General features: G+C 60.0%; 13 protein-coding genes and 1 other RNA gene. 1 reads left to right on the plus strand and 13 read right to left on the minus strand.

The annotated features are described in order from the left end of the window. The 13 genes from murC to rsmI all read right to left on the minus strand — a co-directional run bounded on the left by murC (position 1) and on the right by rsmI (position 14,232). On the minus strand, positions 1–1,446 hold the full coding sequence (gene murC, locus J3362_RS18590; protein WP_349521708.1) for a UDP-N-acetylmuramate--L-alanine ligase: 1,446 nt from the start codon (positions 1,444–1,446) through the stop codon (positions 1–3). Continuing rightward, positions 1,439–2,524 (minus strand): undecaprenyldiphospho-muramoylpentapeptide beta-N-acetylglucosaminyltransferase, encoded by a 1,086-nt coding sequence (gene murG / locus J3362_RS18595; protein ID WP_349521709.1) that lies wholly within the window; start codon positions 2,522–2,524, stop codon positions 1,439–1,441. The genes murC and murG overlap by 8 nt, the downstream gene beginning before the upstream one ends. Continuing rightward, positions 2,517–3,716 carry a putative lipid II flippase FtsW gene (gene ftsW, locus J3362_RS18600; RefSeq protein ID WP_349521710.1) on the minus strand — a complete coding sequence of 400 codons (1,200 nt, stop codon included), beginning with the start codon at positions 3,714–3,716 and terminating at the stop codon, positions 2,517–2,519. Before ftsW ends, murG begins: the two co-directional genes overlap by 8 nt. After that, entirely contained in the window at positions 3,716–5,056 is a 1,341-nt protein-coding gene (gene murD / locus J3362_RS18605) for a UDP-N-acetylmuramoyl-L-alanine--D-glutamate ligase (RefSeq protein ID WP_349521711.1), read from the minus strand. The genes ftsW and murD overlap by 1 nt, the downstream gene beginning before the upstream one ends. Positions 5,057–5,072: 16 nt before the next feature. Beyond that, entirely contained in the window at positions 5,073–6,158 is a 1,086-nt protein-coding gene (gene mraY / locus J3362_RS18610; protein ID WP_008176520.1) for a phospho-N-acetylmuramoyl-pentapeptide-transferase, read from the minus strand. Beyond that, positions 6,143–7,531: a UDP-N-acetylmuramoyl-tripeptide--D-alanyl-D-alanine ligase gene (locus J3362_RS18615; RefSeq protein WP_349521712.1), complete on the minus strand. Its 1,389-nt coding sequence runs from the start codon at positions 7,529–7,531 to the stop codon at positions 6,143–6,145. Before J3362_RS18615 ends, mraY begins: the two co-directional genes overlap by 16 nt. After that, entirely contained in the window at positions 7,528–9,012 is a 1,485-nt protein-coding gene (locus J3362_RS18620; RefSeq protein ID WP_349521713.1) for a UDP-N-acetylmuramoyl-L-alanyl-D-glutamate--2,6-diaminopimelate ligase, read from the minus strand. Before J3362_RS18620 ends, J3362_RS18615 begins: the two co-directional genes overlap by 4 nt. Positions 9,013–9,016: 4 nt before the next feature. Then, positions 9,017–10,756, minus strand: coding sequence for a peptidoglycan D,D-transpeptidase FtsI family protein (locus J3362_RS18625; RefSeq protein WP_349521714.1), 1,740 nt, complete (start codon positions 10,754–10,756; stop codon positions 9,017–9,019). A 34-nt stretch (positions 10,757–10,790) separates the two neighbouring features. Beyond that, a complete protein-coding gene (ftsL, locus tag J3362_RS18630; protein ID WP_014576098.1) occupies positions 10,791–11,195 on the minus strand; it encodes a cell division protein FtsL in 405 nt (134 codons plus the stop codon). Between the two features lie 2 nt (positions 11,196–11,197). Continuing rightward, entirely contained in the window at positions 11,198–12,181 is a 984-nt protein-coding gene (rsmH, locus tag J3362_RS18635) for a 16S rRNA (cytosine(1402)-N(4))-methyltransferase RsmH (RefSeq protein ID WP_349521715.1), read from the minus strand. After that, positions 12,178–12,630, minus strand: a complete 453-nt coding sequence (mraZ, locus tag J3362_RS18640) for a division/cell wall cluster transcriptional repressor MraZ (protein WP_008176533.1) — start codon at positions 12,628–12,630, stop codon at positions 12,178–12,180. The genes rsmH and mraZ overlap by 4 nt, the downstream gene beginning before the upstream one ends. A 302-nt stretch (positions 12,631–12,932) precedes the next feature. After that, positions 12,933–13,282, minus strand: an RNA gene (rnpB, locus tag J3362_RS18645) — RNase P RNA component class A. Positions 13,283–13,335: 53 nt separating this feature from the next. Beyond that, positions 13,336–14,232, minus strand: a complete 897-nt coding sequence (gene rsmI / locus J3362_RS18650; protein ID WP_349521716.1) for a 16S rRNA (cytidine(1402)-2'-O)-methyltransferase — start codon at positions 14,230–14,232, stop codon at positions 13,336–13,338. Positions 14,233–14,307: 75 nt separating this feature from the next. Between rsmI and J3362_RS18655 the strand changes: the two genes are divergently transcribed. Beyond that, positions 14,308–16,236, plus strand: coding sequence for a penicillin-binding protein activator (locus tag J3362_RS18655; protein WP_349521717.1), 1,929 nt, complete (start codon positions 14,308–14,310; stop codon positions 16,234–16,236). Positions 16,237–16,238 lie beyond the last annotated feature (2 nt).

Raw genomic sequence — 16,238 nt, forward strand, 5'->3', positions numbered from 1 at the left:
TCACTCACCAGCTATCACTCCCGCGGCTGCGAGCCGCGCTGCCACGCCGCCAATATCGCCGGCGCCCTGGGTTATCAGCAGATCGCCGTCCTGCAGCACATTGGCCAGCAGGGACTCGATTTCCAGATTGTCCTCAACAAACACCGGCTCCACCTGCCCGCGCTGGCGAATACTGCGACACAGGGCCCGACCATCCGCACCCGGAATCGCCGGTTCGCCGGCGGAATACACGTCCATTAAAAGCAAGCCGTCCACTTCCGAAAGCACCCGGACAAAGTCTTCATAAAGGTCGCGGGTCCGCGTAAAGCGGTGCGGCTGGTAAAGCATGACCACCCGGCGATCCGGCCAGGCATCGTGTGCAGCGCGGATAACCGCCTCCACTTCTGTGGGGTGGTGTCCGTAATCGTCCACCAGGGTGACCATGCCTTTGGGGGTCTGGTAATCGCCGTAGACCTGGAACCGACGTCCAACACCGGCAAATCCCGCCAGCCCGCGGCAGATCGCGTCATCGTCAACGCCCTCGTCTGTGGCAACAGCGATGGCCGCCAGCGCGTTCAGCACGTTATGACGGCCCGGCATTTTGAGCTCGACCGCGAGGTCGCTGCGTCCGGCCGGACGCTTCACCACAAAGTGGGTCCGCAAACCGTCGGAATTGATGCTCTCGGCCCGGTAGTCCGCCTCCGGGTTGTCAATTCCGTAGGTGATGATGGCCCGGGATATCCGGGGGATGATCTCCTGAACGTAACCGTCATCGACGCACATCACCGCAACACCGTAAAACGGCAGGTTGTGCAGAAAGTCCACAAAGGTCTGCTTCAGCTTCTCGACATCGCCGCCATAGGTATCCATATGGTCCGCTTCGATGTTGGTCACCACCGAAATCACCGGCGTCAGATGCAGGAAGGAGGCATCACTCTCGTCGGCCTCCGCCACGAGATAGCGGGAACCGCCCAGCTGAGCGTTGGTGCCGGCGCTGTTCAGCTTGCCGCCAATCACGAAAGTCGGGTCCAGGCCCGCCTCACCCAGAATGGATGCAATCAGGCTGGTGGTTGTCGTCTTGCCATGGGTTCCAGCGACGGCGATGCCGTGACGATAGCGCATGATTTCCGCCAGCATTTCTGCCCTGGGTACAATCGGCACCCGACGACTGCGGGCCGCCACGACTTCCGGGTTTTCCGCAGACACCGCGGAAGACACCACAACCACATCGGCACTGGCGCTGTTCTCTTCCCGATGGCCGATCTGCACTTCTACGCCCATGGCCTTGAGACGATCGGTAACCGCCCCTTCTTTCAGATCCGATCCGGAAACGTCGTAGCCCTGATTCTTGAGAACCTCGGCGATGCCGCTCATCCCCGCACCACCAATACCCACAAAGTGGATGTGACGGATCCGGCGCATTTCAGGCACCTGATAGACCAGGGGCGGACTATTTGCATCAGCCATTGGCGGCCTCCAGACAGTAATTCACGACTCTCTCCGTTGCATCAGGGCGGGCCAATGTTCGGGCGGCCTTCGCCATTTCGTTTACCCGGTCACGATTCCGGGCCAGATCACCCAGGGTTTCCGCAAGCACCGCCGGGGTCATTTTTGCCTGTGGAATCAGAATGGCTGCCTTCGCCGACACCATTTGTTGCCCGTTTTTCGTCTGGTGGTCATCCACGGCGTGGGGAAAAGGCACCAGCACAGCGCCGATACCCGCGGCGCACAATTCCGAAACCGTCAGTGCGCCTGCCCGGCACAGCACCAGGTCGGCCCACTGATAGGCCTCGGCCATGTCCTTGATGAACGGCTCAACGGCCGCTTCCACGCCATGCTCCTCATAGGCCTGCTTCGCCGCCTCGGCATGCCGCTCACCACACTGGTGGCGGACCACTGGCCGGTCACCTTCCGGCAACATGGCTAGCGCCTCGGGGAGCTGTTCATTGAAGACCTGCGCGCCGAGACTGCCGCCGATCACCAGCAATCTGAGAGCACCTTCACGGTCCGCCAGGCGCTTTTCCGGAACGGGCAAGGCCGCGAGGTCCTCCCGCACCGGATTGCCGGTACAGCGGGTAACCACTTTCGGCCCGAAGCTACCCGGAAACGCCTCCAGCACGGTTTCTGCAAATCTCACCAGGATGCGGTTGGTCATTCCGGCGATGGCGTTCTGCTCATGAATCACCAGCGGCGTACGGTTCAGCCAGGCGGCGACACCACCCGGCCCGGTAACAAATCCGCCCATGCCTACGACGCAATCCGGGCGAATCCGGCGTAGGACGGTGAACGCCTCACCCAGCGCCCGCATCAGCCGGAACGGAGCCAGCAACAGTGCAAGCTTGCCCTTGCCCCGCAAACCGGAAATATGAATCAGTGACAGCGGGATATCGGTTTCGCCGATCAGCCTCTGCTCCATTCCGCCATTGGCTCCGAGCCAGTACACCTGGTGGCCACGAGCCTCAAGCGCCCGAGCCGTTGCCAGGGCCGGGAACACGTGCCCACCGGTACCTCCAGCCATCATCAGGAAGCGACGCTGTTCAGTCATACACCGCACCTCCCCGCGTCTTTGGACCGGTTTTCTCTCGGGCCAGCTTTTCCTGATCCAGGCGCTCCATTTCCACACGGGCAAGAACGCCAATGCAGATACAGGTAATCATCAGGCTGGATCCACCGTAGCTCACCAGCGGCAGAGTCAGCCCTTTGGTTGGCAGAAGCCCGGTGCTGACCGCCATGTTGATGCCTGCCTGCAGGCCAATCAGCAGGGTCAGCCCATAGGCAAAACAGGCGCCAAACGGCATGTCCGCCTTCTCGGCCCGGCGGGCAATGACGAACCCGGTTACCACCAGCAGGGTGAAGAGGCTGAGCACCAGCAAGGAGCCTAGGAGGCCGAATTCTTCAGCAATGATTGCGAAGATGAAGTCGGTGTGGGCCTCTGGCAGATAGAACAGCTTCTGGATGGAGTTTCCGAGGCCGACACCACCCCAGTCTCCGCGACCGAAGGCAATCAGGGACTGGGTCAACTGGTAACCGCTGTCGAACTGGTCTTTCCAGGGATCGAGATAGCTGACAACCCGCTTCAGACGGTAAGGCTGGGTAACGATCAGAATGGCACCCAGGACCACCAGCGTGCCTATCAGAGGCACAAAGCGGCTAAGCCGGACACCGCTCAGGAAAATCATCCCCGCCGCTGCCGTCACCAACACCACGGTGGCACCGAAGTCCGGCTGAATCACCAGCAGAACCGATGCCAAACCGAGGACAACCAACGGCTTCAGGAAACCAAGCCAGGTATTGAGCAGTTCATCCCGACGACGGACCACGTAGCCGGCCAGGTAGGCAATCAGGCAGAGTTTCGCCACTTCCGAGACCTGGACGTTGAACAGGCCAAACGGAATCCAGCGGGTGGAGCCGTTCACCGTACGGCCCAGAGGCGTCAACACCAGAATAAGGACCAACAGACCGATGCCCAGCAGCAGCCAGCCGCTACGCTCCCACCAGGCTACTGGCACGTTCACCGCTACCAGTGCGAGCAGGCAACCAAGACCGGCAAACATCAGCTGGCGGATCACGTAGTGGTAGCTGTTACCCATGGTTTCGGCGGCCATATCCATGGACGCCGAGGAAATCATGACCACACCCATCACCAGCAATGCAACGGAGCTGATCACCAACATCGGCAGGGGCTGTATCTCGCCCAGCCACGGGTTCCGGTTCTGGAGTGGAAGATCTGCGTGCATCACAGGGCCTCCACCAGAGAACGGAACTGGTCACCGCGATCAAGATAGTCGCGGAACATGTCAAAGCTGGCGCAAGCCGGCGAGAGCAACACCCGGTCTCCGGGCATGGCCAGTTCGGCAGAGCGGGAAACCGCCTCGGCAAGGCTACCGACCCGGTGTACGGGAATACCGCTGCCCAGCACATCGGCGATGGCCGGCGCATCACGGCCGATCAGCAGCACGGCCCGGCAATGCAGGGCGATGGGCGCTTCCAGGGCGGTAAAATCGGCCCCTTTGCCATCACCACCGGCAATCAGCACCACTTTGCCTTTGTCCGGGGCGAGGCTTTCAATAGCGGCTACCGTGGCGCCGACATTGGTTCCCTTGGAATCGTTGATGAAGTCCACATCGTTCAGCCGGCGCACGAATTCACAGCGATGCGGCAGCCCCGGAAATTCCCGCGCGACCCTGAGCATCACATCCATGGGCAGCCCGGCTGCATGGCCCAGTGCCAGAGCGGCCATTACGTTGCTGATGTTGTGATGCCCCATCAGCTTCAACTCGCTGGCCAGCAAGAGGTTATCAAACCCGAAGGTAATCCAGGTGCCCTGGTCATCGTCCCGGGTGCTGAAGGTCTCGGGGTTCACCCGGTGGAAGCCGAAACACAGGAACCTCAGGTTGTCCCTTGCCATGGGGGTGCTCAGAGCATCGTCGAGATTGACAATGGCGTTCTTGCAACCCCGGAATATCCGCTGCTTGGCCTGGAAATACGCCATCTTGTTGGGGTAACGGTCCATGTGGTCGTCACTGAGGTTGAGCACCGTTGCCGCAAGGGCATTCAGCTCGTCCGTGGTCTCCAGCTGGAAACTCGAAAGCTCGAGCACATACAGGTCTGCGCCCTGGCCGAGAAGATCAAGAGCCGGGGTACCGATGTTGCCGCCAACGGCGACGTTCCGGCCCGCCGCTTTGGCCATCTCACCCACCAGTGTGGTGACGGTGGTTTTGCCATTGGAGCCGGTAATGGCAACGATCGGCGCGTCGGCGGCCTCGGCGAACAGATCAATGTCGCCGCGGATTCTAGCTCCCTGGCGGGCGGCAGCTGCAATGGCTGGTTCGGCAATGCTGATTCCCGGGCTGACCACCAGTTCGTTGAAACCGGCAAACAGCTCTGCGTCAAAGGTCCCGAGGTGTACCGGAATATCCGGCCAACCGACCTTCAGCTGATCGAGACCCGGAGGAGCCGTACGGCTATCGGCCACAGCAACGTCCCGCCCCTGTTCGGACAGATAGCGCACGCAGGAAAGCCCGGTTTTACCGAGCCCTACGACCAGTGTGCGACGATCCGAAACAATGACACTCATAGTTGCAGCGCTTTCCCTATCTCAGTTTCAGACTGGCGATGCCAATCAGGACCAGAACGACCGTGATCACCCAGAACCGGACAATCACTCGTGGCTCCGGCCAGCCTTTCAGTTCAAAGTGGTGGTGCAGCGGCGCCATGCGGAAGATCCGCCGCCCGGTCAGACGGAAGGACGCAACCTGAAGGATCACTGACACGGTTTCCATCACGAACACACCGCCCATGATGAACAGCACAATTTCCTGGCGGACAATCACCGCAACCACACCCAGGGCGGCACCGAGGGCCAAGGCGCCAACATCCCCCATGAAAACCTGGGCCGGGTAAGTGTTGAACCAGAGGAAACCAAGCCCGGCGCCAACAAGCGCACCGCAGAAAACGATAAGCTCCCCGGTGCCCGGGAGGTGCGGGATGAGCAGGTAGTTGGCGAACTGGGCGTGCCCGGACAGGTAAGCGAAGATACCAAGCGCACCGGCGACCATCACCGTCGGCATGATTGCCAGACCATCCAGGCCGTCCGTCAGGTTGACGGCGTTGCTGCTGCCAACGATCACGAAATAGGTGAGCAGAATGAACAGCACCGGGCCAAGGGTGAGGGACACCTGCTTTACAAAGGGTACATACAGGGATGTCTCCTGAGGCAAGGCGGAACTGAAGAACAGCACGACGGCCGCCGTTGCGCCGATGACCGACTGCCAGAAATACTTCCAGCGGGCCGGCAGGCCCCGCGGGTTGCGTTCCACCACCTTGCGATAGTCATCAACCCAGCCGATTGCGCCGAACAGCAACGTCACCAGTAGGGTGACCCAGACGTAGCGGTTGCCAAGATCCGCCCAGAGCAGCGTACTTATGCCAATGGCCACCAGGATCAGTGCGCCACCCATAGTCGGGGTGCCAGCTTTGCTGAGATGGGTTTGCGGACCGTCATCTCTCACGGCCTGACCAATCTGGTACTGGCTCAGCTTGCGGATCATCACCGGGCCGATGATCAGCGAAATCAGCAGCGCGGTGAGTGTGCCCAGAATTCCACGCAGGGTCAGGTACTGAAACACCGTCAGTGCAGAGAAATACTGTGATAGGACCTCTGTCAGCCAGAGCAGCATGAGTTATTCACCTTTTCTTTAATTCCCTCCACCACACGCTCCATGGCGGAACTGCGAGAACCCTTGACCAGCACTGTCAATGGTGTGTTTTTGTTTCCAATCGCCGATTCAACGGCCTGCTCATGGCTCAGCCCGGGTTCGGTGGACTCGCCAAACCCGTCGGCATAACCTTCACAACCCGGCCCCACGGTAATCAGTCGATCGATACCTTGCTCCCGGGCGCACAATCCAATTTCCCTGTGCAACGCATTTGCCTCGGCGCCAAGCTCTGCCATGGCACCGAGTACGGCAATCTTATGGCCTGCTCGGCCGGCGAGTACCCCGAGCGCGGCTTTCATGGACGACGGGTTGGCGTTGTAACTGTCGTCAATCAGCGTCAGTTCCGGCGACAACTGCAAGACCTGGAGCCGCCCCTTCACCGGCGCAACACAGGACAGCCCTGCAACAATCGCCTGATCACTGGCACCCAACTCACGGGTGGCCGCAATGGCAAGCAGCATGTTGGTGATGTTGTGATCGCCCTCCAGCCCCAGCGTGACCCGGCATAGCCAGCCGTCCGGACCGCTTACCTGAAGGGTTCTGGTTCCGGCTTCCTGGCCCTCAATGACCGCGTGATAATCCGCCTCTGCGCCGAGACGGCTGACACCTGCGACGCGGCGGGTCCCGGCACGGGTGCGCCACTGCGCGAAGGCCGGATCATCACCGTTGAGCACCATCAGCCCGTCTGCCGCCACGCCGTCAATGATTTCGCCCTTGGCCAGGACAATATTCTCGTAGCTGCCAAACCCTTCCAGGTGGGCCTCGCCAGCATTCGTGAGAATCCCAACGCGGGGCTTTGCCAGGGCGACGGTATGGGCAATTTCACCCAGCCCACTGGCACCCAGTTCAATCACGCCGTACTGGTGTTCCGGAGAAAGGCCGAACAGCGTAAGCGGAACACCGATGTGATTGTTCAGGTTGCCTCTTGTTGAGAGCGTTTTGCCCATCTGCGAGAGAATGGCGGCGCACATTTCCTTGACAGTGGTCTTGCCGCTGCTGCCAGTGATCGCGAGGATGGCGGCTGTGCTTTCTTCACGGTTGCCGGCCGCCAGCCGGGCAAGGGCCTCCAGCGTGTCATTCACTACCAACTGAGGCAGAGCCAAGCTGGTATCAGGCGTATCGACCACCAGGCCAACCGCGCCTTTATCCATGGCCTGTTGCAGGAAACGATGACCATCAAAATTTTCGCCTCGCAGGGCCACGAACAGCTGGCCAGGCTCGAGGGTGCGGGTATCAGTGGAAACCCCGGCGAAGTTCACCGACGCAAGGTCACCCGAAGTGCACTCGGCGCCCAGCCAACCCTTGGCTTCCGCCAGCGAAAAGGCGCGCATCATGCCACACCCCCATTGAGTTTCAAGGCGTGGCGAACCTGCTCCGCATCATTGAATGGGTATTTCTGGCCGGCAATTTCCTGATAAGCCTCGTGGCCTTTCCCTGCGATCAGAACGACGTCGTTTGGCGTGGCCGAGCGGATCGTCGACTGAATGGCCTCTGCCCGGTCATGGATGACAGAGACCCGGACAGCGTCCGTGAAACCGGCGAGAATATGCTGCGCAATTGTTTCGGGGTCCTCACTGCGGGGATTGTCATCGGTAACGACCACCCGATCCGCAAGCCTCTCGGCTTCCCGGGCCATTTCCGGGCGTTTACCGGCATCACGGTCACCGCCGCAACCAAACACGCAGACCAGCTCACCGGCAACATGCGGACGCAGCGCTGTCAGAGCATTGGCGAGGGCATCCGGGGTGTGGGCGTAATCGACCACCACCCTGACACCATTAGCACCCACAAACCGCTCCAGCCGGCCCGGTGGTGGTGTGAGCCGACCCACAGCCTGCTGCACGCGCTCGATCGGCACGCCGAGCGTCAGAACCGTTGCCATAGCCGCCAATACATTGCTCGCGTTGAAACTTCCCATCAGCGGAACCGAGACAACAAACTGGCCCCATTCGCCATCGACCTCAGCTTCGAAGCCTTCGTCGGTCGGCCGGAATTCCCGCAACCAGAGCTCGGTCTGGGCCTCGTGCAGGCTGTAGCGCACGCGATCACATTTGCCGTCCAGCTGTTCGAACAGCTGTCGACCAAATGGATCGTCAAAGTTGATTACCGAAAAATGCAGCTCTTCGCGCTGGAAGAGCTGTGCCTTGGCGGCACCATAGGCTTCCATGGAACCGTGGTAGTCCAGATGATCCCGGGTCAGATTCGTGAATACCGCGCCTGTCATGGAGAGGTTATCCACGCGACCCTGGTCAAGGGCATGGGAAGACACTTCCATCACCGCAGCACGACCTTCCTGTTTCACGATCCGCGACAGCACCCGGTTGATCTCAACGGCATCCGGCGTTGTGTGGGTCGCGGGCTGCAGGGCGCCGGGCATGCCATAGCCAAGTGTGCCGAGGATACCGCAGGGCGTTCCCGTTTCCTTGAGCAGTTGCGCCACATACTGGCAAACCGACGTCTTGCCGTTGGTTCCGGTTACACCGATCAGGCGAAGCCGTTGCGACGGATGCTCAAAAAATCGGTCTGCGATTCGCCCCACCAGACTGCGCAGGCCAGCAACAGGCACGATCAGGGCACCGTGGCGTTCGGTGCACTCTCCCGACTGCTGCGCTTCCAGGAGGATGACCGTTGCGCCCGCTGCAATGGCCTTATCGACATAGTAATCAGCCGGCGTTCGGGCGCCCGAGAGGGCGATAAAGGCGTCGCCGGAGGCGACTTCCCGACTGTCGGTTTTCAGTCCGTGGATGGTCACGTCGAACACCGACGGAACCGCTACGATACCCTGCAATAACGTGCTGAGAGATGTGATGCACATAGGCCTACCCTCGCTCTCCGGATGCAGAAGAAGCCATTTCGGCCCCTCCTACTTCCAGTTCAGGCTTCACATTCAACAGTCGCAGTGCGTCACTCATTACCCGTGAGAATACTGGCGCGGCCACTTCACCACCGTAGTATTCTCCGGACTGCGGCGCATCAACGGCCACAACCGTAACCAGCCTGGGGTTATCAATAGGCGCCATACCGGCAAAAATCGCCTTGTACTGGCTATCCTCGTAACCCTGGGCCCCAACAAGATGAACGGTCCCGGTCTTGCCGCCGGCCGAGTAGAATCCCGGCTGGGCCCGCTTGCCGGTACCCCTTGAAACGGCCTCGCGCAGCATATTGCGAACCTGGAGGGTGACCTGCTCCGAAAGCACTCGCTGTCCCTCTGGCTTCTTGTCCTGCCGGACCAGGCTCAGGGGATAGCGCACGCCACCATTGGCGATCACCATATAGGCCTGGGCCAGTTGAAGAGCGTTCACGCTCATGCCGTATCCGTAGGACAGTGTCGCCTCTTCCACGGGGCGCCACTTGGGTGGCGATGGCAAGACGCCCACGGCTTCGCCGGGAAAACCGATCCCCGTCGGCTGGCCAAGCCCCAGACGGGCGTAGAGATCACGAATCACATCGCCGCCGAGGTCGGTGGCAATCCGGCTGATTCCGACGTTGCTGGACTTGACGATGATCTCGGTCATATCCATGACGCCATAGTTGCGATGATCCCGGATGGTGAAACGACCGAAACGGCGAAACCCCGGGTTGGTATCAATGGTGCTATTAACCGAGTAGCTGCCGGATTCCAGAGCCGCCGCCATGGTGATCGGCTTCATGGTTGAGCCGGGCTCGAAGAGGTCGGTGATAGCCTTGTTTCGAAGATTTTCCGCTGCGAGCTGACTGCGGTCATTGGGGTTATAGGACCCCTGGTTGACCATCGCCAGGACCTCACCGGTATCCACGTCGAGCATGACCAGCGTACCCCCTCTGGCATTATGAGCCGCCACGACCGCCTTGAGTTCCCGGTAGGCCAGGTACTGGAGGCGCAGATCGATGCTGAGGGCAAGATTCTGGCCGGGGCTGGCATCGCGAATCAGGGTCAGATCCTTGATAATCCGGCCACGGTTGTCTTTCAGGACCCGCTTCCGGCCGGTTTCACCGGACAGCCACTGGTTGTAGGCGAGCTCGATCCCTTCCTGCCCGCGCTCGTCGATGTCGGTGAAGCCCACAACGTGAGCGGTCACTTCGCCCGCGGGGTAATAGCGACGGTACTCCTGACGGGCGTATATCCCGTCAATCTCCAGTTCGAGAACCTTTCTGGCCAGATCCGGCTGAACCTTGCGGCGCAGATAGATGAATTCCCGCCCGGAGTATTCTTCGAGACGTTGCCGGAGAGAGGCTTCATTGATATCGAGCAGCCGCGCAAGGTTGGTGAGTCGCGCCTCGGAGGGATTTGCTTCAGAAGGATTCGCCCAGATGGTCTGCACTGGCGTGCTGACGGCCAGCGGCTCGTCATAACGATCGGTGACAACACCACGATGAGCATCAATACTCTCAACCCGGATCGTACGGACATCACCCTGCTTGCGCAGGAAATCATTATCTACGACATGGAGATCGACCAGGCGCCAGCCAAGCACACCCACCACCAGGAGAAAGACGCCCACGACGGAGCCAAAACGCCAGGCTGCCAGCCCGGACGCCAAACGCTGCCCCCATGTTGTCTTCTTTCCCTGATCGGACACGTCGATCACCCTGAATCGTTGTTGTTCTCGTTGATTACCGGCTGGTAACCGGCGACATCAGTGGCACCAGCACAATATCCTGACGTCCCGGCACCACCATGCCGAAACGCTCAGCCGCCAGCTTTTCGACCCGGCCATGAGCGCTTAACGCACTCTGCTCGAGCAGAAGCTGGCTCCATTCGCTCTGATAACGGTCGCGCTCGGACTGAAGTTGCGACAGCGTGTTGAAAAGCTCCCGGTTCTCGTGGGCACTGACCACCACGCCAATAGAGGAAGCCAGCAACACGGCGACCAGACCAAGCGAGACAAGCACCTTGCCCTGCTTCGTGGCAGCGAAAACCTGCCTTGAGATACGGACCGCGGTTGCGACACCGTCCCGGACCTTCTGCTTGTTGAGCTTCGCCGTTTTTACCGGCTCTTCAATGGCAACAGCGCCCATGGTTACGCGCTCCCCTGCGAGTTTTTCCTGATATCGGTGCGTTCGAGCACCCGCATGACTGCGCTGCGGGCACGTACGTTGTCACTTACTTCTTCGGCGCCGGCCTTGCTGGCTTTGCCAACGAGCCGGAAATCCGAGGCTTCCTGTTCCGCAGTTACGGGCACACCTTTGGGCAGCTGTGGCCCGCGCGCCAGATCCCTCATGAACCGCTTGACCAACCGGTCTTCCAGCGAATGAAAACTGATGACCACCAGACGCCCTCCAGGAGCGAGGTGGTCAACAGCAGACTGAAGACCCACTTCCAGATCTTCCAGCTCCCGGTTGATAAAAATCCGGATTGCCTGAAAGGTCCGGGTAGCCGGATGCTTATGTTTCTCCTTCTTTGGCACCGCCTCGCTGACCAACTCTGCCAACTGGCGAGTGGTCTCGACGGGCGCTGCCTGACGACGCTCGACCAGGAGCCGGGCGATACGCCGCGAGAACTTCTCCTCGCCGTAACGGAAAATCACGTTTGCGATGTCCGACTCGTCCGCTGTTGCAAGCCACTCGGCCGCACTGGGCGATTGCTCGGTGTTCATGCGCATGTCCAATGGACCATCACGCATGAAGCTGAATCCACGGGAGGCATCATCAAGCTGCGGCGATGACACGCCGAGATCCAGCAACACACCGTTCACTGTCTGCCAACCCTGACCGGCCACCGCAGCGTCCAGCTCGGCGAAAGAACCGTGGAAACTGTGGAACCGGTTATCCTGGGCTTCCAACTGCTTTGCCGCGCGGATCGCCTCGGGATCCTTGTCGACACCCAGCAACCGCGCCGACGGGCCGAGGCGACCGAGAATCAGGCGGCTGTGACCACCCCGTCCAAAGGTGCCATCCACGTAATAGCCGTCGGGGTCGTTGACCAGATAGTCGACCGCCGAATCCAGGAGCACCGAGCGATGCGAGTACGCTGCCCCGGCCTCCTGACTGCGATCGGTGGTCATAAGGACAGCGCCTCCATCTCGGGCGGCATGTCTTCGTCATCAGAGGATTCATCCAGCCAGGCAAACCAGCGCTCTTCACTCCAAAGCTCTAGCTTCTTGCCTTGCCCGATCAACATCAGCTTTTTCTCCAGATGGGCATAGCTTCTAAGGGTTGGCGGAATCAGAATACGCCCGGCCGAATCCAGCTCCATGGGCGCAGCATTACCCAGGATCAGACGCTGCAGCCGCCGGGCCGCCTTATTCATGTTGGGAAGCGCCTCGATTTTGGGCCGTAGAACTTCCCACTCGGGCTCCGGATAGACCAGCAGACACCGCTCCTCGTCAGCGTTTGCCGTCAATACAATGCGCCCACCACAGGCCTGCGCGAGCTCTTCGCGCACCTTGGAGGGAATCGCCAGGCGACCCTTCGCATCCATATTGATGGCATGACTGCCGAGAAAATTACTCATTTACGCTGTCTCTGGGTGCCAGATATCCACAAAAAACCACTAGAAACCACTTTTTCCCACTTCTGCACACTATAGAAACACGCAATACACAATGCAAGCGCCGCAAACAGCGCCACACTTGGAAAAGTTCCTTTTATGACAAGAGGTTACAGAGACGGATTCGATAAAATGGTGAGATTACGGAAAAGAAAAGAAGCAAAATCAAATACCTGCAAAAAAGTCTGAAGACTGCAAGTGAGGTTTAAGATTTTTTGGATATAAAGGACATCTGTTGAGAATGACGAATGTCACAGGAAGGGAAAAGAGCGAGCTCGCCGATAAGCCGGGTTCTGTCTTGGACAGTCATTCATCTAGGGTCTGCGTCACCACAGACCTCAAGCAACCTACCCGAATCCAGCGCGGGCTACGCCATTGGATTCCTATTTGGTCTTGCTCCAGGTGGGGTTTACCATCGCCGTGGACTGTTGCCAGCCACGCGGTGCGCTCTTACCGCACCGTTTCACCCTTACCGGCGCCCGAGGGCGCTTAGGCGGTATACTTTCTGTTGCACTTTCCGTCGGCTCGCGCCGCCCAGGCGTTACCTGGCACCTTGCCCTGTGGAGCCCGGACTTTCCTCCCCCGGAAAACCGGCGGCGACTGTCTGGCGAGCTCGGGCGAGACAATACTCCTGCGCTCAGAGCCTTGCAAGGGAAAACGCCACTGTACTCAGCTGTCTTTCAGCGCCAGTGCGCGCTGGTACAGCTCATTCTTCGACAGACCGGTCAGCTCCGAGGCCATTTTGGCGACCTTCTTCACCGGAAGCTCTGCCAGCAAAACCCGAAGCACACGGTCCACATCCATGGTAGCCGCGTCATCATTACCGGGTTGCGCCACCGCACCTCGAACCATGACCACGAACTCCCCACGGGTTCCGTGGGGGTCCTGCTCCAACTCTGCGAGAACCTCCGCAACCGAACCGGAATAGAAGGTTTCGAAGGTCTTGGTGATTTCCCGCCCCAGAACCATCTCACGATCCTCGCCCAGCACCTCGGCAATGTCCCGTACCGACTCCAGAATCCTGTGCGGCGATTCATAGAACACCAGAGTGGCCGGCTCACTGGCCAGCGGCTCAAGACTGGCCCTGCGACCCGAGCGCTTGGCAGGCAGAAAACCCACGTACAGAAAGCGGTCCGTCGGCAGGCCGGCCGCGCTCAGAGCAACCACCAGTGCACAGGGCCCCGGAATCGGGCTCACCCGATACCCCGCAGCCCTGGCGTCTCGCACCAGCACGTATCCGGGATCGGAGATAAGCGGTGTACCGGCGTCGGAGATCAGCGCCACATCGCGCCCGGCCTTAAGCTCAGCGAGGATCCCGGCAGCGCGATCTTTTTCGTTGTGATCATGCAATGCGATCATTCGTTTCTGAATGCCCAGATGGCTCAATAGCCGGCCACTGTGACGCGTATCCTCTGCCGCGACCACATCCACGCAGGCCAGGGTCCGGGTTGCCCTTGGAGACAGATCATCAAGGTTGCCAATCGGGGTGGCAACAACATAAAGAGTGCCGCCCAATTCATCCCTGCGGCTATCGGACGACGGGAAATCGCTGACCTGGTTTTTCAAAGCTTGTGCCTCTGTGATGGGGTATCCGGGAGCGTGACAGTTACGTCATGTGAATTAACCCCGGAGCTGTTAAACTTGCCAGCGTTAGTCTGGCGCTACAAGCCCAATCATCCGGAGTATGTCGAGCCTGCCATGTTAAAGATCCGCATTCATCAACGAGCCCTGGCCAGCGTATTTACTGCCGCCCTTTTGTCGGCGGGCTGCGCCACAGTGAATCTCGAAACCCATGTCGCGCAAACGGCCGACCAGGCCCTAGAGCTTGCCGGCAACGAAGATAATATCGAGACCGCCCAGGCCTACCTCCTCCGGATCGCCAGCAGGTTCCAGGACCAGGGCAACCACATGGCAGCACGAACGCTACTTCAAAGTTCGCAGCTGGCGCAACCGGCAGCGGGCCTTGGCAACCAGAAACTCCTGCTGGCCATGGCAAGCGCCAAGGCCCTTGAGGACGAATCTTGGGCAGAGGCACTTGCTGCCGAACTCACGCCGTCGACCTTTATAGACTACCCTGCTGACCTGATGGCCCGGGCGGCCAACCTGCAGGCGGACACCTACGACCTGGCAGGCAAACCCATGGCTGCTGCCATGACCCTGATCCTGCTGGCCCAGACGGATAACACCGCGGATGCGCAACAGATTCATAATCGCATCTGGTCCCTGCTAGAAAAGTTACCGGGCACCGAGCTGAGCTCGGCCTCTGCCGAGGCGATTGGCTATGAAGCCCAGGGCTGGTTGGAGCTGGCAAACCTGGTGCGCACTCCCGAAACCGGTATAGACGAGCAGGGCCGACTCATCCGAGGTTGGCAAAACAACTGGCCCGGCCATCCCGCCGCCCAGGTTCTGCCCTCGGAACTCCAACTGATCGCCACACTGGCGGACAGCCGTCCGGAAAAAATCGCTCTTGCCCTACCTCTCCAAGGCCCGCTGGCAACGGCGGGCAAGGCCATCCGGGATGGCTTTCTGGCAGCCTACTATCTGGACGACACTGCTGACCGGGGCAAAACCGACATTCGGATCTTTGATACGGCCGGCACGTCTTTCAGCGAGCTTTACAAGCAGCTTTCGGAACAGGATATCGACCTGATTGTAGGCCCCCTGGAAAAAGAGGCACTGGCCGGACTGGGCTCAATGAATACGCTGCCGGTACCCGCTCTCGGGCTGAATTACCTGCCTGCGGATACCAAGCCTGCTGACGGACTTTACCAGTTCGGTCTATCGGCAGAGGACGAGGCCCGGCAAATTGCAGACCGGCTTGCCGCAGAACAGCTGCGCCAGGTTCTGGTACTTATCCCGGGCGGCGAATGGGGCGATCGCGTTGAGGCTGCGCTGCTGAAACGCATGGCTTCCCATGAAGGAGTTGCCCTGGATATCGAGCGCTTCTATCGGGAAGACAACCTCAGGGCGGTAACGGCTGACCTGCTGGGCATCACCGTTTCCCGCGACAGGGCCATCCAGGTTGAACGCACCATTGGTATGAATGTCGAATTCGAGCCGCGTCGCCGGCAGGATGCCGATGCCATCGTCATGGTGGCGGAACCCACTGTTGCCCGGCAATTCAAGCCGCTTTTCGCCTTCTATTTCGGCGGAGACCTGCCTGTTTACTCGCCTTCCATTATCTATGAGGGCACACCGGCACCTTCACGGGACCGTGACCTGAACGGCGTTATTTTCACCGACATTCCGTGGGTTCTGGGCGAGGATAATGAGCTGCGCACACGAGCTACTGAGAATCTATCCGGAACCCGTGGCCAGCCCGGTCGCCTTTTCGCCATGGGCGCCGATGCGTGGCACCTGAGCAAACGCCTGCCGTTGCTGAAACAGGTCGAAAGCGCCTCGATATCAGGACAAACAGGCGTCCTGACCATGACGCCCGAGGGCAGCATCCATCGGGAACAACTCTGGGCCCAGTTCCGCAACGGCGCTCCCGAACTCATCCCTGAACCGGTAGCCAAAGAGGGAGAGATGGAAGGCGCTCAAGAGGAAGCAGCACCCCTCAGCGAATAACA

The organism is Marinobacter sp. NFXS11, assembly GCF_040148675.1.
Classification (GTDB): domain Bacteria; phylum Pseudomonadota; class Gammaproteobacteria; order Pseudomonadales; family Oleiphilaceae; genus Marinobacter.

Excerpts from the sequence above, each read along its gene's own strand:
- murC (WP_349521708.1), bottom strand. The coding sequence starts at position 1,446 with ATGGCTGATGCAAATAGTCCGCCCCTGGTCTATCAGGTGCCTGAAATG.
- murG (WP_349521709.1), bottom strand. The coding sequence starts at position 2,524 with ATGACTGAACAGCGTCGCTTCCTGATGATGGCTGGAGGTACCGGTGGG.
- ftsW (WP_349521710.1), bottom strand. The coding sequence starts at position 3,716 with ATGCACGCAGATCTTCCACTCCAGAACCGGAACCCGTGGCTGGGCGAG.
- murD (WP_349521711.1), bottom strand. The coding sequence starts at position 5,056 with ATGAGTGTCATTGTTTCGGATCGTCGCACACTGGTCGTAGGGCTCGGT.
- mraY (WP_008176520.1), bottom strand. The coding sequence starts at position 6,158 with ATGCTGCTCTGGCTGACAGAGGTCCTATCACAGTATTTCTCTGCACTG.
- J3362_RS18615 (WP_349521712.1), bottom strand. The coding sequence starts at position 7,531 with ATGATGCGCGCCTTTTCGCTGGCGGAAGCCAAGGGTTGGCTGGGCGCC.
- J3362_RS18620 (WP_349521713.1), bottom strand. The coding sequence starts at position 9,012 with ATGTGCATCACATCTCTCAGCACGTTATTGCAGGGTATCGTAGCGGTT.
- ftsL (WP_014576098.1), bottom strand. The coding sequence starts at position 11,195 with ATGGGCGCTGTTGCCATTGAAGAGCCGGTAAAAACGGCGAAGCTCAAC.
- rsmH (WP_349521715.1), bottom strand. The coding sequence starts at position 12,181 with ATGACCACCGATCGCAGTCAGGAGGCCGGGGCAGCGTACTCGCATCGC.
- mraZ (WP_008176533.1), bottom strand. The coding sequence starts at position 12,630 with ATGAGTAATTTTCTCGGCAGTCATGCCATCAATATGGATGCGAAGGGT.